The following is a 25815-nucleotide window of genomic DNA, read 5'->3' as shown; positions in this document are numbered from 1 at the left end:
GGCGGTGCTGTCCCTCGCGCGATGTGTCATTTGACACACGGCAGGTGTGTGAAATAGCATACTCCGATGACGGAGGCCAGAATGAAGAGGCGGCTTTATCCGGCCGTGCTGGAGCGCGGTCCGCGCGGCACATTCGGCGCATGGTTTCCGGACTTTCCGGGCTGTGTCGCCGCTGGCAAGTCGCAGGAGGACGCGATCGGGCGCGCCGAAGAGGCGTTGGCGCAGACCGTCGACGGCTGGGCCGAGCAGGGCCGGCCGCTGCCGGAGCCGACGCCGATCGAGCAGATCGTGCCGCCGAAGGGCTCGGACGTTGCCGCCTACTTCATCGTCGGTGTCGACCCGCCGGATCCGTCCGAGCGGGTGAATGTCTATCTGCCGAAGAGCCTGATTGCGCGGATCGATAAGCACGCGGCATCGATCGGCATGAGCCGCTCCAGCTTCTTCGGCTTTGCTGCGTCGATCGCGCTCGAGTGGCGGCTTCCAACAATGCGCCTCACGCCGCCACGCTCCAAGGTGCACAAGACCGGCGCGCTGCGTGCGGAGAAGAAGCCGGGCAAGAAGGGCGTGCGGTAGCGCGCCTGCCTCTAACCCGCGCCCAAGCTCCATCTCCGTTACCGTCACCCTGAGGTGGCCGCTTCTTCAGCGGCCCTCGAAGGGTCGACGGCCCGGCTGGTGGCCGATTCATCCTTCGAGGCTCGCAAGAGCTCGCACCTCCAGCGACAAAGGCGAAGCCTTTGTGCGGGGATGACGGGACTGAAGGAAGCGCAAGCTTCACATGAGAGCCCCGCAATGCACCGTGCACTCCTCGCATGGCCTGCGCCCGTTTGCGTCGGTTGATCGGCACATCCGGCGTCTCCATAGTGCCCGCGACACGGGGCTCCCGCAGGGGCTTCAGGCGCGGGACTGCCGATGATCGACGTGACAGCTTTGGATGAGACCGCCGACGACGCGCGGGCGCGCAGCAATGTGTGGCGGCTCGCGGCGGCGCAGGCGCTGACCGGCGCCAATTCGGCGGTGATCTTCGCCACCGGCTCGATCGTCGGCGCGACGCTGGCGCCGGACGTCTCGCTCGCGACCGTGCCGCTCTCGATGTATGTGCTCGGGATGGCCGCCGGCACGCTGCCGACCGGCGCGATCTCGCGTGCCTATGGCCGGCGCACCGCCTTCATTATCGGCACCTTCTGCGGCACGCTGACCGGCGCGCTCGGCGCCTGGGCGATCCTGCATTCGGCGTTCTGGCTGTTTTGCGGCGCGACCTTCCTCGGCGGGCTCTACGGCTCGGTGGCGCAATCCTATCGCTTCGCGGCGGCCGACGGCGCCAGCGTCGCGTTCCGGCCCAAGGCGGTGTCGTGGGTGATGGCCGGCGGCGTGTTCGCCGGCGTGCTCGGGCCGCAGCTCGTGCAATGGACCATGGATTTCTGGCCGCCTTATCTGTTCGCATTCTCCTTCGTGGTGCAGGCAATCGTCGCGCTGGTGGCGATGGCGGTGCTGTCGGGCGTCGATGCGCCAAAGCCGGCGGCGGCGGATCTGCATGGCGGCCGTCCGCTGCTCGAGATCGCCAGGCAGCCGCGCTTCATCGCCGCGGCGCTGTGCGGCGTGATCGCCTATCCGATGATGAATTTGGTGATGACCTCGGCGCCGCTCGCCATGAAGATGTGCGGGCTGTCGGTCAGCGATTCCAATTTCGGCATTCTGTGGCACATCGTCGCGATGTACGGCCCGAGCTTCTTCACGGGTTCGCTGATCGCGCGGTTCGGCGCCCCCGCAATCGTCGCGCTCGGGCTCGCGCTCGAAGCGGTGGCCGCGATGATCGGTCTGTCCGGGATCACCGCGCCGCACTTCTGGGCGACACTGATCGTGCTCGGCGTCGGCTGGAATTTTGCCTTTGTCGGCGCCTCCGCGCTGGTGCTGGAAACCCACCGGCCGCAGGAGCGCAACAAGGTGCAGGCGTTCAACGATTTCCTGGTGTTCGGCATGATGGCGATCGGCTCGTTCTCCTCCGGCCAGCTGCTCGCGCATTACGGCTGGAGCGCGGTCAATCTCGTCGTGTTCCCGCCGGTGCTGCTTGGCCTCGCCGTGTTATCATTCGCCTCGTTCGCGAAGCTCCGGGCGAAATTGCGCGCAATGGACGAGATTCCCGATCCGAGCATCTAATTCTTGCTGCCATCTGCTGACAGTTCGATCCAGATCGAAATGATCGGCTTGCAAGGCTTCTTACATCAAGGCTTCCTGCATCGTGACAACGGATCAATCCGGCCGTGACGATGTGAGAAGCAAGAGCAAGAAATGGACGCATCCTCATACTCCCCGCAAGATGAAGCCTCGCTGCGCTATGAGGGCTGGCGCATCGTCGTCGTCTGCTTCCTGCTGGCGACGTTCGGCTGGGGGCTCGGCTTCTACGGGCAGAGCGTCTACGTCGCCGAGCTGCAGCGGCTGCGCGGCTGGCCGGCGTCGCTGATCTCGTCGGGTACGACGTTCTTCTATCTGTTCGGCGCGGCGCTGGTTGCCTTCGTCGCCGAGGCGATCAAGGCGTTCGGCGCGCGCAGCTGCCTGATCGCCGGCACCTTCGCGATGGCGATCGCGGCGGTTGCGATCGGCGAGGTGCGCGAGCCCTGGCAGCTCTATCTCGCCAATGCGCTGCTGGCATTCGGCTGGGCCGGCACCAGCCTCGGCATCATCACCAACACGCTCGGCCTGTGGTTCGACAAGAAGCGCGGCATGGCGATCAGCCTGGCGCTGAACGGCGCGAGCTTTGGCGGCATCGTCGGCGTGCCGCTCTTGGTGACCGGCATCGGCTATTTCGGCTTCTCCGGCGCGATGATCGCCGCCGCGGTGCTGCTGATCGTGGTGATGGTGCCGGTGATCCTGCTGTTCGTCGGCCGGCCGCCGGCGCATCTGCATGCGGTGACGGCGGCCGCCGCCGACGCGCCGTCGGCAACTCAGGTGCGCGCGCGGGCGCTGCGCGACATCAGCTTCCTCTCGGTCTCGGTCGCCTTTGCGCTGGTGCTGTTCGCCCAGGTCGGCTTCATCGTTCATCTGATCGCCTATCTCGACCAGGTGATCGGCCGCGAACGCGCCACGGTGGCGATGGCGCTGCTGACCGCGATGGCAGTGGTCGGCCGCGTCTCGTTCTCTTTCGTGATCGACCGGCTCAACCAGCGCCTGGCCTCGGCGCTGTCCTTCACCAGCCAGGCGATCGCACTCGCCGTCATCATCAACGTGCACAATGATATCGCGCAGATCGCGGCCTGCGCGCTGTTCGGCTTTTCGGTCGGCAATCTGATCACGCTGCCGGCGCTGATCGTGCAGCGCGAGTTCGATCCGCGCGCTTTCGGCGTGCTGGTCAGCCTGATCACGGCGATCAACCAGATCACCTATGCGTTCGGTCCCGGCGTGGTCGGGCTGCTGCGCGATCTCTCCGGCAGCTATGCGCTGCCGTTCTACGGCTGCATCGGCCTCGAACTGATCGCCGCGGTGACGATCATGGTTCGCAGACGGGCGTAACTCGTAGCCGGATGGAGCGCAGCGTAATCCGGGAGCAGTCTCGCCCGATGGAGAGACCCCGGATTTCGCTGCGCTGCATCCGGCTACGGACTACAATGTCAGGTCACCCGCTGCTTCAGCAGATCGTCAAGATCGAGCCGCCGCGTGAACATCGCGATCTTGCCGTCGGCGTCGCGCGGCCATTCGGCCTCGGGGCGGTCCCAGTACAGCTCAACGCCGTTCTCGTCGGGATCGCGCAGGTACAGCGCCTGGCTGACGCCGTGGTCGCTGGCGCCGTCGAGCGGGATGCCGGCGGACAGCACCCGGTGCAGCGCATCGGCCAGCGCCGGGCGGGTCGGATAGAGGATGGCGGTGTGGAACAGGCCGGTGGTGCCCGGCGGCGGCGGATGGCCGCCCTTGCTCTCCCAGGTGTTGAGCCCGATGTGGTGGTGATAGCCGCCGGCCGAGATGAACGCCGCGCCGGAGCTCATCCGCTGCTGCAGCTCGAAGCCGAGCACGCCGCAATAGAAGCCGAGCGCACGTTCGAGATCGGCGACCTTGAGATGGACATGCCCGATCCGCGTGCCCGCGATGATGGGAGGATTTTGCGGCATGGCCTGGCTCCGTTGTTTCTCTAAACCGCAATCTAAGCCTTGGCCTGGAGATCGGACACTGATCAGTTCCGAAACCCATCGTTTCCGGAAGCGGCGCTCCGCCTCGCCCCGCTTGCGGGGAGAGGCCGGATCGCATTGTAGATGCGATCCGGGTGAGGGGGATTCACCGCGAGTACAACTTTCAGTTTGTTTGCGGAGCGAGCCCCTCACCCGAACCCTCTAAGAGCGAGCTTCGCTCGTCTCGGCCCCGCGAAGAGCGGGGAGAGGGAGAGGATATCAGCCGAGCTCCGACAATTCGCCGCCGGGCAGCTGGAACTCGAACGTGTTCAGCGTCATCGACACCATCGTGTAGTAGCCGCAGAGGCCGATCACCTCGACGAGGCCGCGCAGGCTCAGCACCTCGACCGCCTCGTCATAGAGTCCCTTGGGCAGGCCGTGGCCTTCATGCAGCGCCTTGGCGACGTCGTAGATCATCTTCGCCTTGGGATCGTCGAAAACAGGCGTGCGGCGGACGCGGATGTCCTCGATCAGCTTCGGATCCGTGCCGCCCTTCAGCGCGAGCCGCTTGTGGGCGTACCATTCGTAATGCGCGGTCCAGTGCCGCGCGGTGACGAGGATCGCGATCTCCGACAGCTTTGGGGGAAAAATGGTGTCGAAGCGCAGCACCTCGCCGAGCCGCGTGGCATGCCGCGCCATCTCCGGGCTGTTGAGCCAGGCCATCATCGGCGCCGGCGGCGCGCCGCGCTTGCCGGCGATCGACTCGTCGTAGACCTCTTTTTGCGCTGGGTTCATTTCGCCAGGCGGAAGGAGCTTGATCCGCATGTCCGTTTCCTCTTGTTTTTCAATTGCCGCCCACTTCGCCGATACACCCGATCGCGCGAGGTGACCAGCGGCGCCACGGCATGGCGCGTCCGCAAGACATATTGAATTCCACGACGCGGTGGCTAAGGTCGTTTGCAATTCGTCATATTTGACCGGAAACGCACATGGCTGACCTCGAGACATTCCGCAGCGAGACCCGCGCCTGGCTGGGGCAGAACTGCCCGGCGGAGATGCGCAAGCCGATGACCTCCGACGGCGACACGTTCTGGGGCGGCCGCAACGCCAAGTTCTCCTCGGAGGCGCAGCGCGTCTGGTTCGAGCGGATGCGCGACAAGGGCTGGACCGTGCCGCACTGGCCGAAGGAATATGGCGGCGGCGGCCTCGACGGCGAGGAGGCCAAGATCGTGCGCCAGGAGATGGCGGCGATCGGCGCGCGGGCGCCGCTGACCTCGTTCGGCATCTCCATGCTCGGGCCGGCGCTGCTGAAATACGGCACCGAGGAGCAGAAGAAGGAGCACCTCCCGAAGATCACCGCCGGCCTGATCCGCTGGTGCCAGGGCTATTCCGAGCCGAACGCCGGCTCCGACCTCGCCTCGCTGCAGACCCGCGCCGAGAGCGACGGCAACGACTACATCATCAACGGCCAGAAGATCTGGACCTCCTATGCCAACTACGCCGACTGGATCTTCTGCCTGGTGCGCACCGATCCGGCGGCCAAGAAGCACGACGGCATCAGTTTTATTCTGTTCGACATGACGTCGAAGGGCGTCACCACCAAGCCGATCCTGCTGATCTCGGGCTACTCGCCGTTCTGCGAAACCTTCTTCGACAATGTGCGGGTGCCGAAGTCGCATGTCGTCGGCACCGTCAATCGCGGCTGGGACGTCGCAAAATATCTGCTGCAGCATGAGCGTGCGATGATCTCTGGCATGGGCGAGCGCGGCGTCGGCCGTCCGCTCGGCCAGATCGCGGCCGATTCGATCGGCGCCGATGCGCAGGGCAAGCTCGACGACGCGCAGCTGCGCAGCCAGATCGCAAGCTTCGAGGTCGACGAGGCGGCGCTCGCCGCGGCGGCGGAGCGCGCGGTCGATCTCGCCAAGGCGGGGCAGTCGCACCCGGCGTTCTCGTCGGCGATGAAATATTACGGGACCGAGCTCAACAAGCGCCGCTACGAGATCCTGATGTCGGCCGGCGGCATCGACGCGCTGGAATGGGAAAGCGAGCGCTCCAAGGGTGGCGCCCGGCCGCGCGCCTGGCTGCGCACCAAGGCCAACTCGATCGAGGGCGGCACCAGTGAGGTGATGCTTGGTATCGTGGCCAAGCGCATCCTGGATTTGCCGGGAGCCTAACCGTCGTTCCGGGGCAATGCGCAGCATTGAACCCGGAACCTCGAGATTCTCAGGTGCGCAATTGCGCACCGTAGTTCGCGTCTGCGACGCGTCACGGAATGACGTACTCAGAGATACTTGCATAGAACGTTAGATCGGATTCCCAATGGCCCTCGTCCTCACCGAAGAACAATCCATGCTGCGCGACAGTGCGCGCGGCCTCATCAGCGACAAGGCGCCGGTGGCGCATCTGCGCGGTCTGCGCGACGGCAAGGATGCCACCGGCTTCTCGCGCGAGCTCTGGACAACCTTCGCCGAGATGGGATTTTCCGGCCTCTTGGTGCCGGAGCAATTCGGCGGCAGCGGGCTCGGCTGCGTCGAGGCCGGCATCGTGATGGAGGAGATCGGCCGCACCTTGATGCCGTCGCCGTTCCTCGCGACCTCGGTGCTCGCGGTCTCGGCGCTGGCGCGCGGCGGCACCGTGGCGCAGAAGGCGCAGCATCTGCCGAAGATCTCCGACGGCTCGCTGCTTGCGGCACTCGCGATCGACGAGGGCGCCAAGCATCGCCCGCTGCAGACCAAGCTGCAGGCCGCGCGCTCCGGCAACGGCTTTAAGCTGTCGGGCGACAAGGCGTTCGTGGTCGACGGCCACACCGCCGATCTGCTGATCGTCGCCGCGCGCAGCGCGGGCAGCGTCGGCGACAAGGACGGGCTGACGCTGTTCCTGGTCGATCCGAAGGCAAAGGGGCTTGCGGTCGAGCGCACCGCGATGGTCGATTCCCACAACGCGGCGCGCATCGTGTTCGACAATGTCGAGGTCAACGCCGACAGCGTGCTCGGCGAGGTCGATCAGGGTTTTGCGCTGCTTGAGGGCGTGCTCAATATCGGCCGCGGCGCGGTCGCGTCGGAGATGGTGGGCCTCAGCGAAGAGGTGTTCGGCCGCACCGTGACCTACCTGAAGGAGCGCAAGCAGTTCGGCAAGGCGATCGGCGAATTCCAGGCGCTGCAACACCGCGCCGCCCAGCTCTACATCGATATCGAGATCACCCGCGCCGCAGTCCTGAAGGCGCTGCAGGCGCTCGATGCCGGCGTCGACAAGGCGGGCACCGCCGTCGCGGTGGCCAAGGCGCGCGCCGGCACCACGGCCACGCTGGCCGTGCAGGAAGGCGTGCAGATGCACGGCGGCATGGGCATGACCGACCAGTTCGACATCGGCTTCTTCATGAAGCGCGCCCGCGTCTGCCAGGAACTGTTCGGCGACAGCAATTTCCACGCCGACCAACTCGCCCGCGGCAAGGGCTACTGAGCACGCGCCGTCGCCACGCAACGCACTGTCATCGCCGGGGGGCGCCGCCGCACACTCGCCGTCATCGCCCGGCTCGACGCCACACAACGCACTGTCATCGCCCGGCTTGACCGGGCGATCCAGTACTCCAGAGACGGTGGTGCTTGAACCGAGAAGCCGCGGCGTACTGGATCGCCCGGTCAAGCCGGGCGATGACAGCGGAGGATGCTGATATAGCCCCCGCGTCATTGCGAGCGAAGCGAAGCAATCCATCTCACCGCATATGCGGAAAGGTGGATTGCTTCGTCGCGGAGCCTGTCATCGGGCGCGCGTTCGCGCGACCCGTTGGCTCCTCGCAATGACGGTGAGAGATCACCGGATCGGCGGCGCGTACTGGACGCCGCCGGCGTTCCAGAGCTGGTTCATGCCGCGCGGGATCTTCAGCTTGGATCCGCTGCCGACGTTGCGGTCGTAGATCTCGCCGTAATTGCCGACATGGCGGATGATGCGCGCAGCCCAGTCCTTGGTCAGGCCGAGGTCCTCGCCATAGCTGCCCTCGGTGCCGACCAGCCGCATCACCTCGGGCTTCTTCGACTTCAGCGCCTCGTCGATGTTCTTCGAGGTGATGCCGAGTTCTTCGGCGTTGATCATGGCGTAGAGCGTCCACTTCACGATCATCATCCAGTCGTCGTCGCGCTGCCGCACCACCGGCGCCAGCGGCTCCTTGGAGATGATGTCGGCCAGGATGACGTGGTCGCCCGGCTTGGCGAGGTTGAGGCGGAGCGCATAGAGCTGCGAGGCGTCCGAGGTCAGCGTGTCGCACTGGCCGGAATTGTAGGCCTTCACGACGTCGTCGAGCTTCTCGAACTTCATCTCCGTGTACTTCATATTGTTGGCACGGAAATAGTCGGCGAGGTTGAGCCGCGTCGTGGTATTGGCCTGCACGCAAACCTTGCTGTCATTCAAGTCCAGCGCGGAATCGATGTTGCGCGCGCGCGGGATCATGAAGCCCTGGCCGTCATAATAGGCGACCGCCGGGAAGTAGAGGTCGTAATTGGTCTCGCGCGACATGCTCCAGGTGGAGTTGCGCGAGAGGATGTCGACCTTGCGGCTCTGCAGCTCCTTGAAGCGCTCGCTGGCGTCGAGCGGAACGAACTTCGCCTTGGTCGGATCGTTGAAGATCGCGGAAGCCACCGCGCGGCAGAAATCGACGTCGAAGCCGGTCCAGTTGCCCTTGTCGTCGGGGTTCGAGAAGCCGGGCAGGCCTTTGTTGACGCCGCACAGCACCTCGCCGCGGCGAACGGTGCGCTTCAGCGTGCGGGTGTCGTAATATTCATAGACGATGGCGGCCGCCGCAACCAGCACGGCGATCGCGAGCCCGATGATCAGGCCGCCTCGAAATGTACGCATGGGTTATCTCTCGCGATGATCGGGACAATGGACGGAGGTCGAGGCGGGCTAGCGGGTGCGGTTACAGTTCAGGCTTCTGGCGGATGATCACCTTGGTGCCGACCGGGACGCGGTTGTAGAGGTCGGCGACGTCGTTGTTGACCAGGCGGAAGCAGCCCGACGACACGGCGGTGCCGATGGTGTCGGGCCGGTTGGTGCCGTGGATGCGGTAGACAGTGGTGCCCAAATACATCGCGCGGGCGCCGAGCGGGTTGCCGGGGCCGCCGGCCATGAAGCGCGGCAGATAGGGCTGGCGCGCGATCATCTCGGGCGGCGGCACCCAGTCCGGCCACTCGGCCTTGCGGGTGATGGTCACCAGGCCCTGCCACTGAAAGCCTTCGCGGCCGACACCGATGCCGTAGCGCAGCGCGCGGCCGTTGCCCTGCACGAGATAGAGGTGGCGCTCGGCGGTGGCGACAATGATGGTGCCCGGCGCCTCATTGGAGCGGTAGTACACCACCTGCTTCTGCCATTCCGGATCGAGCTCGTAGCTGTCGTCGGCGACCAGACCGGGCTCGTCGGCGTCCGGGCGGCCCTGGGCAAAGCCCTGCGATGTCGACAGCACGAGAGTGCCCGCGGCGATCAACATCCAGACCAGGTGACGAAGTCTCGTCATGCAAAGCTCTCCTTGTTGGCGCGCGGCCAAGCAGTTGCTCCACCCAAATGCGCATGATCCGCCAAAGTGTACGCGGTTTGGCGATCAGATCATGCGCCACTTTCTAATCGAGCGCGATCGGACGCAAAACCGGTATCCACTTTTGCTGATCGCGCTCAGAGCATCAAATCTCAGGGACGGCTTGATGGCAAGTTTAGGGCGAGCACAGCCGGTATACCGCTGTAATGCTTCCGTTTTTTGTCGAGGGCGCGGGTGCGCACGGCGCCGGCCGACTCATTTCGGCGCGATCCAGAGTCGCAGCGCAAACGAGATCAGGGCCACGGTGCCGACGCCGCCGAGCCACAGCGTCACGAACCACAGCAGGCGCTGGCCGAGCGGCCGCAGCTTGGGCTCGGAGCGCATCAATGGTACCCGTGTCCGGGCCGCACCTTGCCGCGAAACACCCAATAGGCCCAGGCGGTGTAGCCGAGGATCAGCGGAATCAGGATCGAGACCCCGACCAGCATGAACACCTGGCTGTTGTGCGGCGCCGCCGCCTCCCAGATCGTGATGCTCTGTGGCACGATGTACGGATACATGCTGATGCCGAGCCCGGCATAGGACAGCGCAAACAGCACCAGCACCAGGAAGAACGGCTGCAGGTCGAATCTGTTGGCGAGCGCGCGCAGCAGCAGCGCGGTGACCGCGGCGACCGCGATCGGCACCGGCGCGGTCAGGATGATGTTCGGCCAGCTGAACCAGCGCTGGGTGTATTGCACGGCAAGGAACGGCGTCGCGATGCTGACGGCGCCGATCGCGCCGAGCATCGCGATCAGCAGCACCCAGCTCAGCTGGTAGGCGCGGTCGCGCAGTTCGCCCTCGGTCTTCATCACCAGCCAGGTCGCCCCGAGCAGGGCGTAGCCGATCACCAGCGCGATGCCGGTCAGGATGCTGAACGGCGTCAGCCAGTCCCACCAGCCGCCGGCATAGTGGCGTCCGTCGACATGGATGCCCTGCAGGATAGCGCCGAGCGCGATGCCCTGCGCCAGCGTCGCAACCAGCGAGCCGCCGGCAAAGGCGAGGTCCCATTTGTTGCGCGCCTTCTGGGTGCGCCAGCGGAATTCGAAGGCGACGCCGCGGAACACGAGGCCGAGCAGCATCGCCATCATCGGGGTGTAGAGCGCCGGCATCAGCACCGCATAGGCCAGCGGAAACGCCGCCATCATGCCGCCGCCGCCGAGCACCAGCCAGGTTTCGTTGCCGTCCCACACCGGCGCCACCGTGTTCATGATGACGTCGCGGTCGGCCTTCTGCGGAAATAGCGGAAACAGGATGCCGAGGCCGAGGTCGAAGCCGTCCATCACGACATAGACGAACACGGCAAAGGCGATGATGAACGCCCAGATCATGGCGAGGTCGATACCGATGCTCATCGCGCACCCTCCGGAGCTGCGCCTGCGGCCGGCGTAATGCCGGCGGCGCGCGCCGGCAAATCGGACGTCGGGCCCCGCTCACCCTGATGCGGCGGCTGCGCCATCAGCCGCAGCAGGTAGATCACGCCCGCGGTGAACACGGCGAAATAGACGATGATGAAGGCGATCAGCGAGGAGCCGACCGCAGGCGCGGCCAGCGGCGAGGCGGAATCGACCGTCCGCAACAGCCCATACACGGTGAAGGGCTGGCGCCCGGTCTCGGTGGTGATCCAGCCGGCGAGCACCGCCATGAAGCCGGCCGGCCCCATCGTCACCGCGCACATGTGCAGCAGCCGCGACTCATACAGTTTTCCGCGCACGCGCATCAGCAAGCTGAACAGGCCGAGGCCCAATATCAGAAAGCCGAGCCCGACCATGACGCGGAACGCCCAGAAGGTGATCGGCACCGGCGGCCAGTTTTCACGCGGCACCGAGTCGAGGCCGCCGAGCGGCGCGTCAAGCGAATGCTTCAGGATCAGCGACGAGAGTTTCGGGATCTCGATCGCGTATTTCACCTTGGCGTCTTTTTCGTCGGGCCAGCCGAACAGGATCAGCGGCGCACCGTCCTTGTGGCTCTGAAAGTGGCCTTCCATCGCCATCACCTTGACCGGCTGATGCTCCAGCGTGTTGAGGCCGTGCTGGTCGCCGGCGAGGATCTGGATCGGCGCCACCAGGGTCGCCATCCACATCGCCATCGAGAACATCACGCGGGGACCTGCGAGATGCGGGTCGCGCAGCAGATGCCAGGCGCCGACCGCGCCGACCACCAGCGACGTCGTGAGATACGCCGCCAGCACCATGTGCACGAGGCGGAACGGGAACGACGGATTGAAGATCAATTTCAGCCAGTCTGCGGCGACGAACTGGCCGTGCTCGTTGACGGCATGGCCGGTCGGCGTCTGCATCCAGGAATTGGCCGACAGGATCCAGAACGCCGAGATCAGCGTGCCGATCGCGACCATCAACGTCGCGAAGAAGTGCAGCCTTGGGCCGACGCGCTCGAGCCCGAACAGCATCACCCCGAGGAAGCCCGCCTCGAGGAAGAATGCGGTCAGCACCTCATAGGCCATCAACGGGCCGATCACCGGGCCGGTCTTGTCGGCGAAAGCCGACCAGTTGGTGCCGAACTGGTAGGACATCACGATGCCCGACACCACGCCCATGCCGAACGCGACCGCGAAGATCTTCAGCCAGTAATTGAACAGGTTGATGAAGACCTCGCGCTTTGTGATCAGCCACAGCGCTTCCAGCACCGCGAGATAGCTCGCAAGCCCGATCGAGAATGCGGGAAACACGATGTGGAACGACATCGTGAAAGCAAATTGCGCTCGGGCGAGTACGACCGCATCCCAGCCTTCGAACATCACGCACCATCCATCACTGCTCTGGCGTGGACCCTACCACGCCAGATGTGATGGCAATACGGGGCGGATTGTCTAGGGCTGCCGTCCTTTGCCCGCGGCTGCTGTTCTGATCAAGTCAGAAGCAACCCTAGTGCCTTGTTTTGACGCGTCTTCTCCGCGCGAGCCGATGTTCGCCTCGCGCCGGGAATGAGCCTAGCTGTTGGCGCTGAGCAGCCTGGCGACGGTGCGGTCGATCTCGTCGTACTGGCCTTCGCCGGCATGCTGGAAGACGATCTTGCCGTTCTGGTCGATGATGTACTGCGCCGGCCAATACTGGTTGCGATAGGCGTTCCAGGTCTGCGAGTTGTTGTCCTGCGCCACCGGATAGAGGATGCCGTGCCGCTTCAGCGCCGCCTGCACGTTGGAGGCGGAATGCTCGAACGGGAATTCCGGGGTGTGGACGCCGACCACGACCAGGCCGCGATCGCGGTACTTTGAATAAAGCTTGGTCACATGCGGCAGCGTGTTGACGCAGTTGACGCAGCCATAGGTCCAGAAGTCCACCAGCACGACCTTGCCGCGGAGATCGGCGAGCTTCAGCGGCGGCGAATTGAACCAGTTGTTGATGCCGACGAACTCGGGCGCGGTCTGGGCCTGCTCGGCCACCATGGTCGCCGCGACAGGCACCGGCTGTGCCGGCGCATCGGACTCCGCGCAGAGGCCGGGAATGACGGCGCCGCCGACGCCAAGGGCGGCAACGAGGGCGGATACAGCAACCAGGCGCAGGGGCATCGATATCTCCTCTTGGTCACAGGCCGATCTGGCCATTGGGATAGAACTGGGTGAGCCACGCCACGATCAGCGTGTCGTATTGCAGGTAGGACAGCGCCGCGAAGGCGATGATCACGACGCCAAAGCCTTGCTGCAGGCGCGGTGCGATCTGCGCGATGCTGCGCACGCGGGTGGTGACGGCCTGGCCGCCATAGGCGATCGCCAGCATCGGGATCGCTGCGCCGACCGCGTAGGTGACGAGCTGCAGGCTGGCCCAGGCGGTATCCTTCGAGGTCGCGACGATGGCCAGGATCGAGCCGAGCACCGGACCCGCGCAGGGCGTCCACACCAGGCCGAGCGTTGAGCCGAGCACGAAGCCGCCGAACAGGCTTTGCGACGGCACGGCGTTGCCGACGCCGCCGGCGGCGCCGGAGAGCCGGACCGACAGCCATTCGAACGGCGCCGGCCAGATCATCAAAAGGCCGAAGCCGGCGAGCAGCACGGCCGCGCCGGTCCGCAGCACGTTCGGATCGAAATCGAAGGCGCGCGTGATCGCGCTCAGCAGCAATGCCACGATGGAGAATGACATCACGAAGCCGAGCGCGATCATCGCGGGCCGCGCCTTGCGGGTCTGTCCTATCGATACCCCGAGCAGAATCGGCAGCATCGGCAGGGTGCAAGGAGCGGCGACGGTGGCGACGCCGGCAAGCAGGGCAAGGGCAAGGCTCAGCATCGTCCATCCATCAGAGGTCCCGCCGCGCCAAACGGCCGCGTCGGGATGCATGATGTTCTTCGCGGGGATGGATGGGGCGTTACCGCAAGCGGATCGCGCGCGGCGTCACGTCTGTGTGAAACGAGCCGCGGCCGACTTCACGCGAACCGGAGCTGTCGGGGCAGCGGCCCGTCCGGCCGCGTCCCTGGACCGGGGTGCAGATCAGGCCACCTCGCGCAGGTGCCGTTCGATCTCGGCGTCGACCTCCGCCGGTCGGTGCAGCTGCGGCAAATGGCCGGCGTCCGGAATGACCGTCAGGCGGCAGCCAAGTACCGCCGCGAGCTCCGTCGTCGGCGCCACCAGCAGCTGGTCGAGCGCGCCCACGATCATCGTCACCGGCAGCGTCAGCCGTTTCACGCCATCGAGATAGGCGAGGCCCTGGATCGCGCGGGCACAGCCGATGAAGCCTTCGGGATCGGTCTCGCCGATACAGCCGAGCAGTGCGGTGGCGATCTCCGGATGCGCCTCGAGGAAGGCGCGTCCGCACCAGCGGTCGGCGGTGGGCGCCGCCAGCGGCACAATCCCCCGCTCGCGCACCAGTGCGATGCGGTCGTCCCATGCGGCGGCGAAGGGCGGCGGCGCATCGGCCCGCGCGGCGATCACGCAAAGGCTGAGGATCCGGTCAGGATGGCGCACGCCGAGGCCGAACGCCGTCATGCCGCCCTGGGAGACGCCGATCACGTGAGCTCGCGCGATGCCGAGATGATCGAGCGCCGCGACCGCATCCGCCACCAGATCGTCCATTGTGTAGGGGCCACGCGGCGCCTCGGATTGTCCGTGGCCGCGGCTGTCGAGTGCGAGCACGCGAAAACCGCGGGCGGCGAGCGCGATCGCCTGGCGATGCCAGATCGCGCTGCTGGTCAGGATCGAATGGCAGAGCAGCACCGGCGCGCCGCCTTCCGGTCCGCCGATGCGCAGGCTGAGCCGCCCGTCCTTGCCCGGCACGTCGTGCCGGACAAAGCCCTGCCATGCCGCGGTTACGATCGGGGCCGGTTCAGTCGACAAGGCCCATCTCCGCGAACACGTCCTTGGCGATCCGAAAACTGTCGAGCCCGGCGGGCATGCCGCAATAGACCGCGACCTGCAGGAACACCTCGCGCAGCTCGGCCTTGCTCAGCCCATTGTTGAGCGCGCCGCGGATATGGACCTTGAGCTCGTGCGGCCGGTTGAGCGCCGCGATCATGCCGAGGTTGAGCAGGCTGCGGCTGCGCTTGTCGAGGTCCGGACGATTCCAGATCTCGTCCCAGCAATATTCCGTCGCGAGCTTCTGGATCGGCCAGTTGAAGCTGTCGGCGGCCTTCAGCGATCGCTCGACATAGGCCTCGCCGAGCACGGTGCGGCGGGTCTGCAGGCCGCGCTCGAATTTCTCGCCGCGGGAGTTTGCGTCGGTCATTTTCTTCTCCTGTTGAATTGCGTTCACGCCAGCGCAGGCTCAGCCAGCGGCGTGGTCCAGGCGTCGTAGCCGTAGACCCAGTCCGGATCGGTCGGGTTCTTGAGCCAGGTGTTGGTCCGCGAGCTCGCCTGCACGCGCGAGGTCCGCGGCTTGCGCGTGGCCTCGAAGCGTTTGAAGGCGTCGGAGACGCCGTCGCGATCGACGCCGGTCAGGCAGCGCGACAGCACCGCCGCATCCTCGATCGCCATCGCCGCGCCCTGCGCCATGTAGGGCGTCATCGGATGGCAGGCGTCGCCGAGCAGCGTGATGTTGCCCTCGCCCCAGCGCGGCAGCGGATCGCGGTCGACCAGCGCCCATTTGTGCACCGAGGGGCAGGCTTCGAGCACCTTGCGGACCTGCGGGTGGAAGCCTTCGAACGCCTTGCGCAATTCGCTGATGTCGCCGGTCGCCGACCAGGATTCCACGGTGAAGCCCGGCTCCGGCTGGCTAGTGACGAAATAGACTTCGCTACGGTCAGGCTTGACGTAATAGATCACGATGTGGCGATCCGGCCCCCACCATTTGGTGCAGTCGTCGATCGGATAGCCGTTGAGCAACGACGCCGGAAACACCGTGCGGTAGGCGATGCGGCCGGTGAAGTTCGGCTCGTCGCGGCCGAACAGCCGCTCCTTGACGAAGGAATGCACGCCGTCGGCGGCGACCACCGCGTCCACAGTCGCGGTGTGGCCGTTGGCGAATATCAGCGCCACCGAACGGTCGGCGCGCTGTTCGATCGAAATCAGCTTGTGATCGAGCCGGATGTGATTTTGCGGCACGGCGCTGGCGAGCGCCGCATGCAGATCGCCGCGATGCCCCAGCAGATACGGCGCGCCATAGCGCTCCTCGGCGGCGGGCCCGAACACCATGTCGAAGCGCACCTCGCCGCTGTCGTACTCCTTGTTGTTCCAGGAGCGCGGGTAGAACGCCTCGCGGCGCAGTACCGGCTCGAGATCCCACGCCCGCATCACCTTCATGGCGTTGCAGCCGATCTGGATCCCGGCGCCGAGCCGGGTGAAGCGCTGGGCCTGTTCGTACACCGTCACATCGATTCCTGCGCGGCTCAGCGCCGCGGCGGAGGCCAGTCCGCCCATGCCGGCGCCGATCACCGCCACCGAAAGTCTGCTCATTGTCGTTCCTCGTCGTTTGTGCCGCCTCACCGCCGGCTCCTGCACCTTTGTCGGTCAAAGCCCGCAGCGGCCGCAAACGAGTAATGCTGACGGAGCGTGACGTAGGCTCACGCCGCCGGCCGGAGCGGGCGGATCCCGCGTGCGGGCGCTGGGCTAGCGCTAGATGAACCTAGGTTGAATCGGTTTGACCGCGGGCTCGGTCCACCTCTCCCCGACGGGGAGAGGTCGATTTGCGCAAGCAAATCGGGTGAGGGGCCGCAGCTCCAACGAGAGACCGTCACCCCTCACCCGGCGCTGCGCGCCGACCTCTCCCAAGGGAGAGGTGAACCTCCGATGTCGCGCCAGCTCAATCTGCCCTTGCCGGCCTGTGAGCTGAGGTCACGCTGCCTGAGCATAACTCGTTTGCGCCTGGCGCGATCGCCCGCCAACGTTCCGGCGCTGCCGCATCGGCGTCTGCCGATGATGTCTAACGCGCGGCCAACATCAAGACATCCGAGGATCGACGCCCATGTCCACCATTACCAATGACGGCGCCACCCGTCTCGACGCGGTCGCAGCGCCATGGCACGCGCGGCTTTACGTCCAGGTGCTGATCGGCATCGCGCTGGGGGCGCTGGTCGGCTACCTCTGGCCGGATGTCGGCGCGGCGCTGAAGCCGCTCGGCGACGCGCTGATCAAGATGATCAAGATGGCGATCGCGCCGATCGTCTTCCTCACCGTGGTGCATGGCATTGCCAGCCTCGGTGACATGCGCAAGGCCGGCCGCATCGGCCTCAAAACCGTGATCTACTTCGAGGTCGCGACCACGGCGGCGCTGATCCTCGGGCTTGTCGTGATCAATCTGACGCGTCCCGGCGTCGGCATGCACGTCTCGCCGGCTTCGCTCGATTCACGTCTCGTCGCCTCCTACGTGACCCAGTCGCACGACCAGTCCGTGGTCGGCTTCCTGATGAACGTGATTCCGTCGACGGTGGGCGGCGCGTTCACCAGCGGCGACACGCTGCAGGTGCTGTTCTTCGCGGTGCTGTTCGGCATCGCCCTGCAACGCTTCGGCGAGAACGGCAAGCCGGTGCTGCAGGCGATCGAGAGGCTGTCGAAGATCCTGTTCATCCTGATCGGCATGATCATGCGGATCGCGCCGATCGGCGCATTCGGTGCCATGGCCTTCACCATCGGCAAGTACGGCGCCGGCTCGATCCTCGTGCTGTCGCACTTCATGCTGGTGTTCTATCTCACCTGCCTGCTGTTCATCATCGTCGGGCTCGGCATCGTATCGCGCCTCGCCGGCTTCAGCATCTTCAAGCTGATCCGCTATCTCAGGGAAGAACTGCTGCTGGTGCTCGGCCTGTCCGGCTCGGAATCGGTGATGCCGCGCTTCATCGACAAGATGAAGGCCGCCGGCTGCGCGGAATCGACCGTCGGCCTGGTGATCCCGACCGGCTACACCTTCAATCTCGACGGCACCTGCATCTATCTGACCATGGCCGCCGTGTTTCTCGCCCAGGCCACCGACACGCCGATGTCGCTGGTGCAGCAGATCGGTCTCGTCGTGGTCTGCCTGCTGACGTCGAAGGGCGCCGCCGCCATCCCCGGCAGCGGCTTCATCGTGCTTGCCGCGACATTGGGCTCGATCGGCCATGTTCCGGTGGCGAGCATCGCGCTGCTGCTCGGCATCGACCGCTTCATGTCGGAAGCGCGTGCGTTGACCAATTTCATCGGCACGGCGGTCGCGACCGTGGTGGTGTCGCGCTGGGAAGGCGACCTCGACCGCGCGCAGTTCGTTCGCGCCCTCGACAATCCGGACGCCGCCACGCTATCCTCGTGATCCCTCCGGAGACGCGACACGACCATGAGAAAGTTGCCACCGCTCAACGCGGTGCGGACATTCGAGGCGGCGGCGCGGCATGTGAGCTTCACCAAGGCCGCTGAAGAGCTGCTCGTCACCCACGGCGCGGTCAGCCGCCAGGTCGCGCTTCTGGAGGATTGGTTCGGCGTCAAGCTGTTCCGCCGCGCGCCCTCGCAGCTGACGCTGACCGCCGCCGGGCAGATCTACTATCGCGAGGTCACGGCGATTCTCGATCGCCTGGCGCTGGCCTCGATGGACATGAAGCAATACGGCTCGCCGTCGGTGCTGCGCGTCAGTGCGCCGCCGACCTTCGCGATGCGCTGGCTGATCCGCCGCATCTCCTCGTTCCAGCGCATGCGTCCCGATGTCGAACTGCGGCTGCTGACCTCGATCGGGCCGCTGAATGTCAACGACCGCTCGTTCGACGTTGCGATCCGCGGCAATGTCGGCGAGCCGGTCGGCTGGATGTCGCAGCACTTCATGACCGAGCTGATCGCGCCGGTGTGCCATGTCGACCTGCTGACGCGCGGGCAGCTCGCAAGCCCGGCGGACCTGCGGCATCACACGCTGATCACCTACCTGACGGAGCCCTACGATTGGCCGCGCTGGCTCGCCCAAGCCGGCGGCGAGATGAGTGCCGAGCAGGAGACGCTGCGGTTCGAGCAGATGTTCTTCGCGCTGCAGGCGACGCTGGAGCGCATCGGCATCGGGCTGTTTCCGCTGTTCCTGGTGATCGACGAACTGATGGCGGGTCAGCTTTGCCTGCCGTTCGGCGACCTCGGCCTGCGCAAGCGCGAATACCGCTCGTTCTATCTCGCAGACAATGAGAGCGCGCTGGCGATCGCCGATTTCACGGCGTGGCTGGCCGACGCCGGGCGCGAGACCGAGCAGTTCATGCTGGATTGGGCCGCCACCAAGGGCTGGAGCTTCTGAGGCTAGGCCGGGATCGCTTCGGCTTTGGAGTCCAAACAGAGAACGACCCGGCTGGGGGGCATCCCGGCCGGGTCGTTGGAGGGTACTTGGGAGGTTGGAACTAGGCAGGTGGAAACTGGTTAGTGGCCGCTTGATCCTGATGAGATCACACAGACCTCGGTTGACGGCTTGACGCTGCAATCCACCACCTGTTCACGGACCGGCACGATGCCGTCGCGCTGGGCGCGGGGGGCGATGTGCTGGCTCGACAGCGTGGCCAGGGTTGCAACCGCGCCGATCGGGACGATGAGGAAGCGAAGGGAAGGCTTCAGCATGTCTCTCTCCTGTTCGGCGGTTGGCGTTGCGTCGTTGGTGTTGGTTCTAGAGGTCGCGTTTTTCCGGGTGATGTCGTCGATTGTTTCAATTGTTTCGTCGCCGGACCTATTTGGCTTCGCGGACAAATGCCTGGATTGCCTTTATTCGTCTAATCTATTGAATTTGTTTGTATTTATGCCGCGACGCTATCCACGCCGGCGCCCTTCAGGAGGTCGGCGAGCTGCTTGCGGGCATAGAACATGCGGGTCTTCACCGTGCTCTGCGGGATACCGATGATCAGCCCGGCCTCCTCGACCGACTTCTCATGGTAGTAGACCAGGTTGATGATCTCGCGGTGGGCCGGCGACAGTTTGGCGACGCAGGCGCGCAGGATCTCGCTGGTGGTGGCGCGGTCGAGCGAAGCCTCCGGCGTGTCGGCGCCATCGGCGATCTCCAGCACGTCTTCCTGGTCGATATCCTCGTGCTTGCGCTGGCGCAGGGCGGTCAGCGCCTTGAAACGGGCGATCGACAGCAGCCAGGTCGAGACCTGTGAGCGGCCCTCGAACTGGGTCGCGGTCCGCCACACGTCCAGGAACACCTGGCTCACCAGGTCCTCGGCCATCGTGGTGTCGCGCACCATGCGCAGCACGAAACGGTAGACCCGGACGTTATGGCGGGCATAGAGCGTGTGCATCGCCGTGCGGTCACTCTTGCCGATACTCTCGAGCAGCATTTCATCCGAGGTCGCGCGGGCAGCGACAATGTGCTTCTTGGCTGCGTCGGTGATGGCGATGACGTTCGGCATGACAGGCTCCCAGTTCGCCGTTGGGCGGCGGTTCGTTGGGAGAATTGTTAGTTACGGCTGGTTTCTGGATGTCTGCGCGAAAAGTGGAAAATGGTTTCGTGAGCGGGATATTTGTTTCGTCGGTCGCCTTGCGACGAAACATTCGGGGGCAAAAGGCCAATTATTTCAATACGTGGAAAATCCGATCGACCGGAATCGGCCCGGTCGGAACGAATCCGCCTCGAACGTCTTGGAGGGTTTGACCTTACTCCGCCGCCTGCAGTGAGGGCGCCGCTTTCTTCGGGGCAATCCAGAACGCAGCGGGCCGCTCGAACAGGAAATTGGCCCGTGCCGCCAGCGCCAGCCGCCAGATCACGAGCGAGCCGGCGACCCCGACCGCGGTCACGATCAGTGCGACCAGGCCGATATCGTGGATCACGCCGAATCGCAGCAGCAGCGTCCGGGACGCGGCCATCGGCAGGAAAAAGGCTAGGTAGATCACAATCGAATGCTCGCCGCAGAAACGGAGGAAGGTCAGCCATTGCGCCCGCGCCAATAGCGTGCCGGTCACGATGATCGCGCAGGCGCCGGCAAGCCCGAGCGCCAGCGAGACGATCGGCCATTCGCTGACGTCGAGCCCGACCAGGCCGCCATTGACCAGCGCCCAGGCCGCCAGCCCGGCGAGTGCGAGACCAGGCCGCGCGCGGGCGCAGTCCGACAGCGCGAACACGTAAGCGGCGACGATGTAGCCGGTGAAGAAATAGACGAAGCGGGAGCAGAATTCGTCGATCACGGTCCAGCCGGTCACAATATGCGACATTTCGAGCACCGCGCCGATCAGCCAGATGATGAGCGGATGAACGTTGCGTGTCAGTTTCGTGACGACGAAGAAGATCGGCAGCAGATAGATGAACCACAGCGTGCCGAACGGCTCGATGAAGGATTCGAGATACATCAGCCCGACCTTGTCCCAGCCCGCCTCAGCGGCGAGCGACGGCGCCTTGAAGCCGAACTGGATCGTCACCCACAGCACGTAGAAATAGGCGAAGTGCATCACCTTGCGGTCGAGATAGGTGCGCCAGTCGCGGCCGATCACGACCGAGAGGAAAAGCCCTGAAATCAGGAAGAAATCCGGCATCCGAAACGGCTTTGCGAACATCACGACATAATGCATGAAGCCGGTCTGCTCGGCGGCCTTCTCGACCCCCAGCACCGAATGCATCATCACCACCATGATGATGCAAATGCCCTTGGCGTAGTCGACCCAGTCGACGCGCCCGGCCCCCAGGGAACCAGATGTCGCAGCGGATGTGCCGTTCATGGTCATGTTCGTCTCGTTTCGGCGGGATCGGGCGCATCATCGGCCCGACCGGTTTCTTTCTCCTTTATTCATACAAATGACATGCCGCCCAATCCGGGTTTTTCCGCTGCTTTCGGCGTTTCCCTTGGGCCGGCAAATGTTCTAAGAGGCGACGCAATCCACGGAATCATTAACCATAGGAAGCGGGTCGTCTTATGCGCATTGCCATGATTGGCACGGGTTATGTGGGGCTGGTGTCGGGCGCCTGTTTTGCGGATTTCGGTCACCATGTGACCTGCGTCGACAAGGATGCCGGCAAGATTGCCGCGTTGCATCGGGGCGAGATCCCGATCTTCGAGCCTGGCCTCGATGCGCTGGTCGCCAACAATGTGAAGGCGAAGCGGCTCGAATTCACCACCGAGCTGGCGCCGGCCGTGGCCGACGCCGATGCGGTGTTCATCGCGGTCGGCACGCCGTCGCGGCGCGGCGACGGCCATGCCGACCTCACCTATGTCTACGGCGCCGCGCGCGAGATTGCTGCCGCGCTCAAGGGCTTCACCGTCGTGGTCACCAAGTCGACCGTGCCGGTCGGCACCGGCGACGAGGTCGAGCGGTTGATCCACGAGGCCAATCCGCAAGCCGACGTCGTCGTCGCCTCCAATCCGGAATTTTTGCGCGAGGGCGCTGCGATCCGCGACTTCAAATTCCCCGACCGCATCGTGGTCGGCACCTCGGACGAGCGCGGCCGCAAGGTGCTCGGCGACATCTACCGGCCGCTGTCGCTCAACCAGGCGCCGCTGATGTACACGGCGCGGCGCACCGCGGAGCTGATCAAATACGCCGCCAACGCCTTCCTCGCCACCAAGATCACGTTCATCAACGAGATCGCCGATTTGTCGGAAAAGGTGGGCGCCGATGTGCAGGAGGTCGCGCGCGGCATCGGTCTCGACAACCGCATCGGCTCGAAATTTTTGCATGCCGGCCCCGGCTTCGGCGGCTCCTGCTTCCCGAAGGACACCCGCGCTTTGGTCAAGATCGCGCAGGACCACGACGTGCAACTGCGCATCGTCGAGGCGGTGCTCGGCGTCAACGACAACCGCAAGCGCGCGATGGCGCGCAAGGTCGCGAGCCTCTCCGGCGGCAACCTGCGCGGCAAGACCGTCGCGGTGCTCGGCCTCACCTTCAAGCCGGATACCGACGACATGCGCGAGGCGCCGTCGATTCCGATCGTCACCGGCCTGCTCGACATGGGCGCCAGGGTCCGCGCGCATGATCCGGTCGGCATGGAGCAGGCCCGCAAGGAACTGCCCGAGATCGAGTATTGCGACGATCCCTATGATTGCGTGCGCGGCGCCGACGCCATGGTCGTCGTCACCGAATGGGTGCAGTACCGCACCCTCGACCTCGAGCGGCTGAAGGCCGAACTGAAGCAGCCGGTCGTGATCGACCTGCGCAACATCTACCGTCCCGAGGACATGGCCGCCCACGGCTTTGCCTATGACAGCGTCGGCCGCGCGCCGCTGCCGCGGGCGTGATATCTGTTTCTCCCTCGCTCGCGCGACGGGCGAGGGAGACTGCAGAGCACACCGGATCCATATTGCCTCGCCAGTTCGATAGTCCGCTCCCGATCGATGCCGTGCTCGATGATCTTGATCGCACGCTCGACCGCCACAACGCCGCCGTCCTGGTGGCGCCGCCCGGCGCCGGCAAGACCACGCGCGTGCCGCTGGCGCTGCTCGATGCGCCATGGGCCAGGGATAAGAAGATCATCGTGCTGGAGCCGCGCCGCATTGCCGCGCGCGCCAGCGCCGAGCGGATGGCCAAGACGCTCGGCGAGCGCGCCGGGGAGACCGTTGGTTATCGCGTGCGGTTCGGCTCAAAAGTGTCGCGCGCGACCCGGATCGAGGTGGTCACCGAGGGCATCTTCTCGCGGCAGATCCTCGACGATCCCGAGCTGAACGGCGTCGCCGCGGTGCTGTTCGACGAATTCCACGAGCGCTCGCTCGACGCCGATCTCGGGCTGGCGCTGGCGCGCGACGCCCAGACCGGGCTGCGCGAGGATCTGCGCATCCTGGTGATGTCGGCAACGCTCGACGGCGCGCGCGTCGCAAGACTGCTCGGCGATGCGCCGGTGGTTCAGAGCGAGGGCCGCGCCTTCCCGGTCGAGACCCGCTATGTCGGCCGCAAGATGGACACGCAGGTGGAGCGGCAGATGGCCGACACCATCGCGACTGCGCTGCGTGCCGACGCCGGCTCGGTGCTGGCCTTCCTGCCGGGCGCCGCCGAGATCCGCCGCACGCAAACCTTCCTCAGCGAACGTGTGCAGGACCCCTCGGTCGAGATCGTGCCGCTGTTCGGCGCGCTCGATGCGACCGTGCAGGACCGCGCCATCGCGCCGGCGCCGAAGGGCACCCGCAAGGTGGTGCTGGCCACTTCGATTGCCGAGACCTCGCTGACCATCGAGGGCGTCCGCATCGTGGTGGATAGCGGCCTCGCGCGGGTGCCGCGCTACGAGCCCGACATCGCGCTGACCCGGCTGGAGACCGTGCGGGCCTCGCGCGCGGCGGTCGACCAGCGCCGCGGCCGCGCCGGCCGCATCGAGCCCGGCGTCTGCTACCGGCTCTGGGACGAGCCGCAGACCGCCTCGCTTGCCGCCTACACCGCGCCCGAAATCCTCTCGGCCGATTTGTCCTCGCTGCTGCTCGACCTCGCGCAATGGGGCGTCAGCGATCCCGCAAGCCTTGCCTTCCTCGATCCGCCGCCGACGCCGGCACTGAAGGAGGCGAAGTCGCTGCTATCAGAGCTCGGCGCACTCGACGGCGACGGCCGCATCACCGCGGAGGGCAAAAGCCTGCGCGCGCTGGCGCTGCCGCCGCGGCTGGCGCGCATGATCGTCGATTCAGCCCGTTTCGGCGCGGCGGATGCGGCCGCCGACATCGCGGCCGTCCTCACCGAGCGCGGGCTCGGCGGCGACAGCGTCGATCTCGATCACCGGCTCGATCAGTTCCGCCGCGACCGCTCGCAGCGCGCGTCGAGCGCGCGCAGCATGGCCGAGCGCTGGGCGAGACAGGTGGAGACGTCCCGAGGCGAGCAGGCAGAGCTCTCCACCGGCGTGATGCTGGCCTTCGCGTTCCCGGATCGTGTCGCGAAGAACCGCGGCAATGGCAGCTTCGTGCTCGCCAACGGCCGCGGCGCTGCCGTCGAGCAGACCTCTGCGCTGGCGCGCGCGCCCTACATCGCGGTGGCCGAGCTGACCGGCACGGCGGCGAGCGGCCGCATCCTGCTGGCCGCGCCGATCACCCAGGAGGAGATCGAGCAGCGTTTTGCCGAGCAGATCGAGAGCGTGGAGGAGGTGACGTTCGACCGCGGCGCGATGGCGCTGCGCGCGCGCCGCAAGCGGTCGCTGCATGCGATCACGCTGTCGGAGGCGCCGATGTCGCTGTCGCCGTCGGCCGAGACCGCGCGGATCTTCGCCGACGGCCTGATCGCGGCGGGGCTCGACCGGCTGCCGTGGTCGAAGCATTCCAAGCAATGGCGCGACCGCGTCATGTTCCTGCGCAAGGCCGAGGGCGAGAGCTGGCCCGATTTGTCCGACACGGCGCTGGCGGAGCGCGCCGACGACTGGCTGGTGCCCGCGCTCTACGACAAGACCGCGCTGAAGGATTTTTCCGCCGGCGACCTGTCGGACGCGCTGATGGCGCTGTTGCCGTGGGAGCTGCGGGCGCGGCTCGATCGCGAGGCGCCGACGCATTTCGAGGCACCGACCGGCACCCAGCTTGCGATCGATTACGAGGCGGAGCAGGGGCCGACCATCGCGGTGCGGCTGCAGGAGCTGTTCGGGCTCAACACCCATCCCTCGATCGCCAAGGGCGCGGTGCCGCTGGTGCTGGAACTGCTGTCGCCGGCGCAGCGTCCGGTGCAGGTGACGCGCGATTTGCCGGGCTTCTGGCGCGGCAGCTATGCCGCCGTCCGTTCCGACCTGCGCGGCCGCTATCCGCGCCATCCCTGGCCGGAAGATCCCGCCAGCGCGACGCCGACGAGGCGGGTGAAACCGCGCGGCACCTAACACGTGACGAATTTCGCGCACCACCGTCATTGCGAGCGAAGCGAAGCAATCCATCCCTCCACACCCGCGGAGCCATGGATTGCTTCGCTTTGCTCGCAA

Annotated in this window: 24 protein-coding genes; 9 read left to right on the top strand and 15 right to left on the bottom strand. The window is 65.9% G+C overall.

What is annotated here, in order from left to right:
- Positions 1-81: 81 nt before the first annotated feature.
- The 3 genes from CI41S_RS09830 (at position 82) to CI41S_RS09820 (ending at position 3504) form a co-directional block, all read left to right on the top strand.
- A complete protein-coding gene (locus CI41S_RS09830; protein ID WP_139858762.1) occupies positions 82-573 on the top strand; it encodes a type II toxin-antitoxin system HicB family antitoxin in 492 nt (163 codons plus the stop codon).
- Positions 574-909: 336 nt separating this feature from the next.
- Complete coding sequence (locus CI41S_RS09825) at positions 910-2154, top strand: MFS transporter (protein WP_139858761.1); 1245 nt, start codon at positions 910-912, stop codon at positions 2152-2154.
- Between the two features lie 132 nt (positions 2155-2286).
- Positions 2287-3504, top strand: a complete 1218-nt coding sequence (locus CI41S_RS09820; protein WP_139858760.1) for an MFS transporter — start codon at positions 2287-2289, stop codon at positions 3502-3504.
- A 98-nt stretch (positions 3505-3602) separates the two neighbouring features.
- Here CI41S_RS09820 and CI41S_RS09815 read toward each other — a convergent pair whose 3' ends face one another.
- Together CI41S_RS09815 and CI41S_RS09810 are read right to left on the bottom strand one after the other, a co-directional pair.
- Positions 3603-4097, bottom strand: a complete 495-nt coding sequence (locus CI41S_RS09815) for a VOC family protein (protein ID WP_139858759.1) — start codon at positions 4095-4097, stop codon at positions 3603-3605.
- Positions 4098-4373: 276 nt separating this feature from the next.
- On the bottom strand, positions 4374-4919 hold the full coding sequence (locus CI41S_RS09810; protein WP_139858758.1) for a carboxymuconolactone decarboxylase family protein: 546 nt from the start codon (positions 4917-4919) through the stop codon (positions 4374-4376).
- A 164-nt stretch (positions 4920-5083) separates the two neighbouring features.
- Between CI41S_RS09810 and CI41S_RS09805 the strand changes: the two genes are divergently transcribed.
- Both CI41S_RS09805 and CI41S_RS09795 read left to right on the top strand, forming a co-directional pair.
- The gene (locus CI41S_RS09805) at positions 5084-6268 is read left to right on the top strand and encodes an acyl-CoA dehydrogenase family protein (protein ID WP_139858757.1); all 1185 of its coding nucleotides are present in this window, start codon (positions 5084-5086) and stop codon (positions 6266-6268) included.
- A gap of 145 nt (positions 6269-6413) precedes the next feature.
- Positions 6414-7553, top strand: a complete 1140-nt coding sequence (locus CI41S_RS09795) for an acyl-CoA dehydrogenase family protein (RefSeq protein ID WP_139858756.1) — start codon at positions 6414-6416, stop codon at positions 7551-7553.
- A 351-nt stretch (positions 7554-7904) separates the two neighbouring features.
- On the opposite strand, the gene CI41S_RS09790 is transcribed toward CI41S_RS09795, so the two are convergent.
- The 10 genes from CI41S_RS09790 to CI41S_RS09745 all read right to left on the bottom strand — a co-directional run bounded on the left by CI41S_RS09790 (position 7905) and on the right by CI41S_RS09745 (position 16493).
- On the bottom strand, positions 7905-8942 hold the full coding sequence (locus CI41S_RS09790; protein WP_139858755.1) for an amino acid ABC transporter substrate-binding protein: 1038 nt from the start codon (positions 8940-8942) through the stop codon (positions 7905-7907).
- 61 nt (positions 8943-9003) lie between these two features.
- Positions 9004-9597 carry a L,D-transpeptidase gene (locus CI41S_RS09785; protein ID WP_139858754.1) on the bottom strand — a complete coding sequence of 198 codons (594 nt, stop codon included), beginning with the start codon at positions 9595-9597 and terminating at the stop codon, positions 9004-9006.
- 273 nt (positions 9598-9870) lie between these two features.
- Positions 9871-9999, bottom strand: a complete 129-nt coding sequence (locus CI41S_RS09780) for a DUF2474 domain-containing protein (protein ID WP_139858753.1) — start codon at positions 9997-9999, stop codon at positions 9871-9873.
- Positions 9999-11009: a cytochrome d ubiquinol oxidase subunit II gene (gene cydB / locus CI41S_RS09775; RefSeq protein WP_139858752.1), complete on the bottom strand. Its 1011-nt coding sequence runs from the start codon at positions 11007-11009 to the stop codon at positions 9999-10001. The genes CI41S_RS09780 and cydB overlap by 1 nt, the downstream gene beginning before the upstream one ends.
- Complete coding sequence (locus tag CI41S_RS09770) at positions 11006-12412, bottom strand: cytochrome ubiquinol oxidase subunit I (RefSeq protein WP_139858751.1); 1407 nt, start codon at positions 12410-12412, stop codon at positions 11006-11008. The genes cydB and CI41S_RS09770 overlap by 4 nt, the downstream gene beginning before the upstream one ends.
- Before the next feature lie 192 nt (positions 12413-12604).
- Positions 12605-13183, bottom strand: coding sequence for a thioredoxin family protein (locus tag CI41S_RS09765; protein WP_139480221.1), 579 nt, complete (start codon positions 13181-13183; stop codon positions 12605-12607).
- 16 nt (positions 13184-13199) lie between these two features.
- Positions 13200-13895, bottom strand: a complete 696-nt coding sequence (locus CI41S_RS09760; RefSeq protein ID WP_139858750.1) for a cytochrome c biogenesis CcdA family protein — start codon at positions 13893-13895, stop codon at positions 13200-13202.
- 201 nt (positions 13896-14096) lie between these two features.
- Positions 14097-14939, bottom strand: a complete 843-nt coding sequence (locus tag CI41S_RS09755) for an alpha/beta fold hydrolase (RefSeq protein ID WP_172626634.1) — start codon at positions 14937-14939, stop codon at positions 14097-14099.
- Entirely contained in the window at positions 14929-15327 is a 399-nt protein-coding gene (locus tag CI41S_RS09750) for a carboxymuconolactone decarboxylase family protein (RefSeq protein WP_139480218.1), read from the bottom strand. The genes CI41S_RS09755 and CI41S_RS09750 overlap by 11 nt, the downstream gene beginning before the upstream one ends.
- Positions 15328-15350: 23 nt before the next feature.
- Positions 15351-16493: an FAD-dependent monooxygenase gene (locus CI41S_RS09745; protein WP_139858749.1), complete on the bottom strand. Its 1143-nt coding sequence runs from the start codon at positions 16491-16493 to the stop codon at positions 15351-15353.
- Between the two features lie 508 nt (positions 16494-17001).
- Here CI41S_RS09745 and dctA point away from each other — a divergent pair.
- Both dctA and CI41S_RS09735 read left to right on the top strand, forming a co-directional pair.
- A complete protein-coding gene (gene dctA / locus CI41S_RS09740; RefSeq protein WP_139858748.1) occupies positions 17002-18318 on the top strand; it encodes a C4-dicarboxylate transporter DctA in 1317 nt (438 codons plus the stop codon).
- 24 nt (positions 18319-18342) lie between these two features.
- Complete coding sequence (locus tag CI41S_RS09735) at positions 18343-19272, top strand: LysR substrate-binding domain-containing protein (RefSeq protein ID WP_139858747.1); 930 nt, start codon at positions 18343-18345, stop codon at positions 19270-19272.
- Positions 19273-19391: 119 nt separating this feature from the next.
- Here the strand turns inward: CI41S_RS09735 and CI41S_RS09730 are convergent, their stop codons facing one another.
- From CI41S_RS09730 to CI41S_RS09720, 3 genes are all read right to left on the bottom strand, one after another.
- A complete protein-coding gene (locus CI41S_RS09730) occupies positions 19392-19586 on the bottom strand; it encodes a hypothetical protein (protein WP_139487112.1) in 195 nt (64 codons plus the stop codon).
- 173 nt (positions 19587-19759) lie between these two features.
- Complete coding sequence (locus tag CI41S_RS09725; protein ID WP_139487113.1) at positions 19760-20371, bottom strand: sigma-70 family RNA polymerase sigma factor; 612 nt, start codon at positions 20369-20371, stop codon at positions 19760-19762.
- Between the two features lie 244 nt (positions 20372-20615).
- A complete protein-coding gene (locus CI41S_RS09720) occupies positions 20616-21677 on the bottom strand; it encodes an acyltransferase family protein (protein WP_139858746.1) in 1062 nt (353 codons plus the stop codon).
- Between the two features lie 188 nt (positions 21678-21865).
- On the opposite strand from CI41S_RS09720, the gene CI41S_RS09715 reads away from it, so the two are divergent.
- Together CI41S_RS09715 and hrpB are read left to right on the top strand one after the other, a co-directional pair.
- The gene (locus CI41S_RS09715; RefSeq protein WP_139858745.1) at positions 21866-23185 is read left to right on the top strand and encodes a UDP-glucose dehydrogenase family protein; all 1320 of its coding nucleotides are present in this window, start codon (positions 21866-21868) and stop codon (positions 23183-23185) included.
- 62 nt (positions 23186-23247) lie between these two features.
- A complete protein-coding gene (gene hrpB / locus CI41S_RS09710; RefSeq protein ID WP_172627975.1) occupies positions 23248-25716 on the top strand; it encodes an ATP-dependent helicase HrpB in 2469 nt (822 codons plus the stop codon).
- Positions 25717-25815 lie beyond the last annotated feature (99 nt).

It is taken from the genome of Bradyrhizobium ivorense (genome assembly GCF_900696085.1).
Classification (GTDB): Bacteria; Pseudomonadota; Alphaproteobacteria; order Rhizobiales; family Xanthobacteraceae; genus Bradyrhizobium; species Bradyrhizobium ivorense.
Note: the sequence above shows the minus strand (reverse complement) of the source record. Positions and strands in the feature narration are given on the sequence as shown.

Bases quoted from the DNA above. Each gene is read 5' to 3' on its own strand.
- CI41S_RS09830 (WP_139858762.1), top strand. From the start codon at position 82: ATGAAGAGGCGGCTTTATCCGGCCGTGCTGGAGCGCGGTCCGCGCGGC.
- CI41S_RS09825 (WP_139858761.1), top strand. From the start codon at position 910: ATGATCGACGTGACAGCTTTGGATGAGACCGCCGACGACGCGCGGGCG.
- CI41S_RS09820 (WP_139858760.1), top strand. From the start codon at position 2,287: ATGGACGCATCCTCATACTCCCCGCAAGATGAAGCCTCGCTGCGCTAT.
- CI41S_RS09815 (WP_139858759.1), bottom strand. From the start codon at position 4,097: ATGCCGCAAAATCCTCCCATCATCGCGGGCACGCGGATCGGGCATGTC.
- CI41S_RS09810 (WP_139858758.1), bottom strand. From the start codon at position 4,919: ATGCGGATCAAGCTCCTTCCGCCTGGCGAAATGAACCCAGCGCAAAAA.
- CI41S_RS09805 (WP_139858757.1), top strand. From the start codon at position 5,084: ATGGCTGACCTCGAGACATTCCGCAGCGAGACCCGCGCCTGGCTGGGG.
- CI41S_RS09795 (WP_139858756.1), top strand. From the start codon at position 6,414: ATGGCCCTCGTCCTCACCGAAGAACAATCCATGCTGCGCGACAGTGCG.
- CI41S_RS09790 (WP_139858755.1), bottom strand. From the start codon at position 8,942: ATGCGTACATTTCGAGGCGGCCTGATCATCGGGCTCGCGATCGCCGTG.
- CI41S_RS09785 (WP_139858754.1), bottom strand. From the start codon at position 9,597: ATGACGAGACTTCGTCACCTGGTCTGGATGTTGATCGCCGCGGGCACT.
- CI41S_RS09780 (WP_139858753.1), bottom strand. From the start codon at position 9,999: ATGCGCTCCGAGCCCAAGCTGCGGCCGCTCGGCCAGCGCCTGCTGTGG.
- cydB (WP_139858752.1), bottom strand. From the start codon at position 11,009: ATGAGCATCGGTATCGACCTCGCCATGATCTGGGCGTTCATCATCGCC.
- CI41S_RS09770 (WP_139858751.1), bottom strand. From the start codon at position 12,412: ATGTTCGAAGGCTGGGATGCGGTCGTACTCGCCCGAGCGCAATTTGCT.
- CI41S_RS09765 (WP_139480221.1), bottom strand. From the start codon at position 13,183: ATGCCCCTGCGCCTGGTTGCTGTATCCGCCCTCGTTGCCGCCCTTGGC.
- CI41S_RS09760 (WP_139858750.1), bottom strand. From the start codon at position 13,895: ATGCTGAGCCTTGCCCTTGCCCTGCTTGCCGGCGTCGCCACCGTCGCC.
- CI41S_RS09750 (WP_139480218.1), bottom strand. From the start codon at position 15,327: ATGACCGACGCAAACTCCCGCGGCGAGAAATTCGAGCGCGGCCTGCAG.
- CI41S_RS09745 (WP_139858749.1), bottom strand. From the start codon at position 16,493: ATGAGCAGACTTTCGGTGGCGGTGATCGGCGCCGGCATGGGCGGACTG.
- dctA (WP_139858748.1), top strand. From the start codon at position 17,002: ATGTCCACCATTACCAATGACGGCGCCACCCGTCTCGACGCGGTCGCA.
- CI41S_RS09735 (WP_139858747.1), top strand. From the start codon at position 18,343: ATGAGAAAGTTGCCACCGCTCAACGCGGTGCGGACATTCGAGGCGGCG.
- CI41S_RS09730 (WP_139487112.1), bottom strand. From the start codon at position 19,586: ATGCTGAAGCCTTCCCTTCGCTTCCTCATCGTCCCGATCGGCGCGGTT.
- CI41S_RS09725 (WP_139487113.1), bottom strand. From the start codon at position 20,371: ATGCCGAACGTCATCGCCATCACCGACGCAGCCAAGAAGCACATTGTC.
- CI41S_RS09720 (WP_139858746.1), bottom strand. From the start codon at position 21,677: ATGACCATGAACGGCACATCCGCTGCGACATCTGGTTCCCTGGGGGCC.
- CI41S_RS09715 (WP_139858745.1), top strand. From the start codon at position 21,866: ATGCGCATTGCCATGATTGGCACGGGTTATGTGGGGCTGGTGTCGGGC.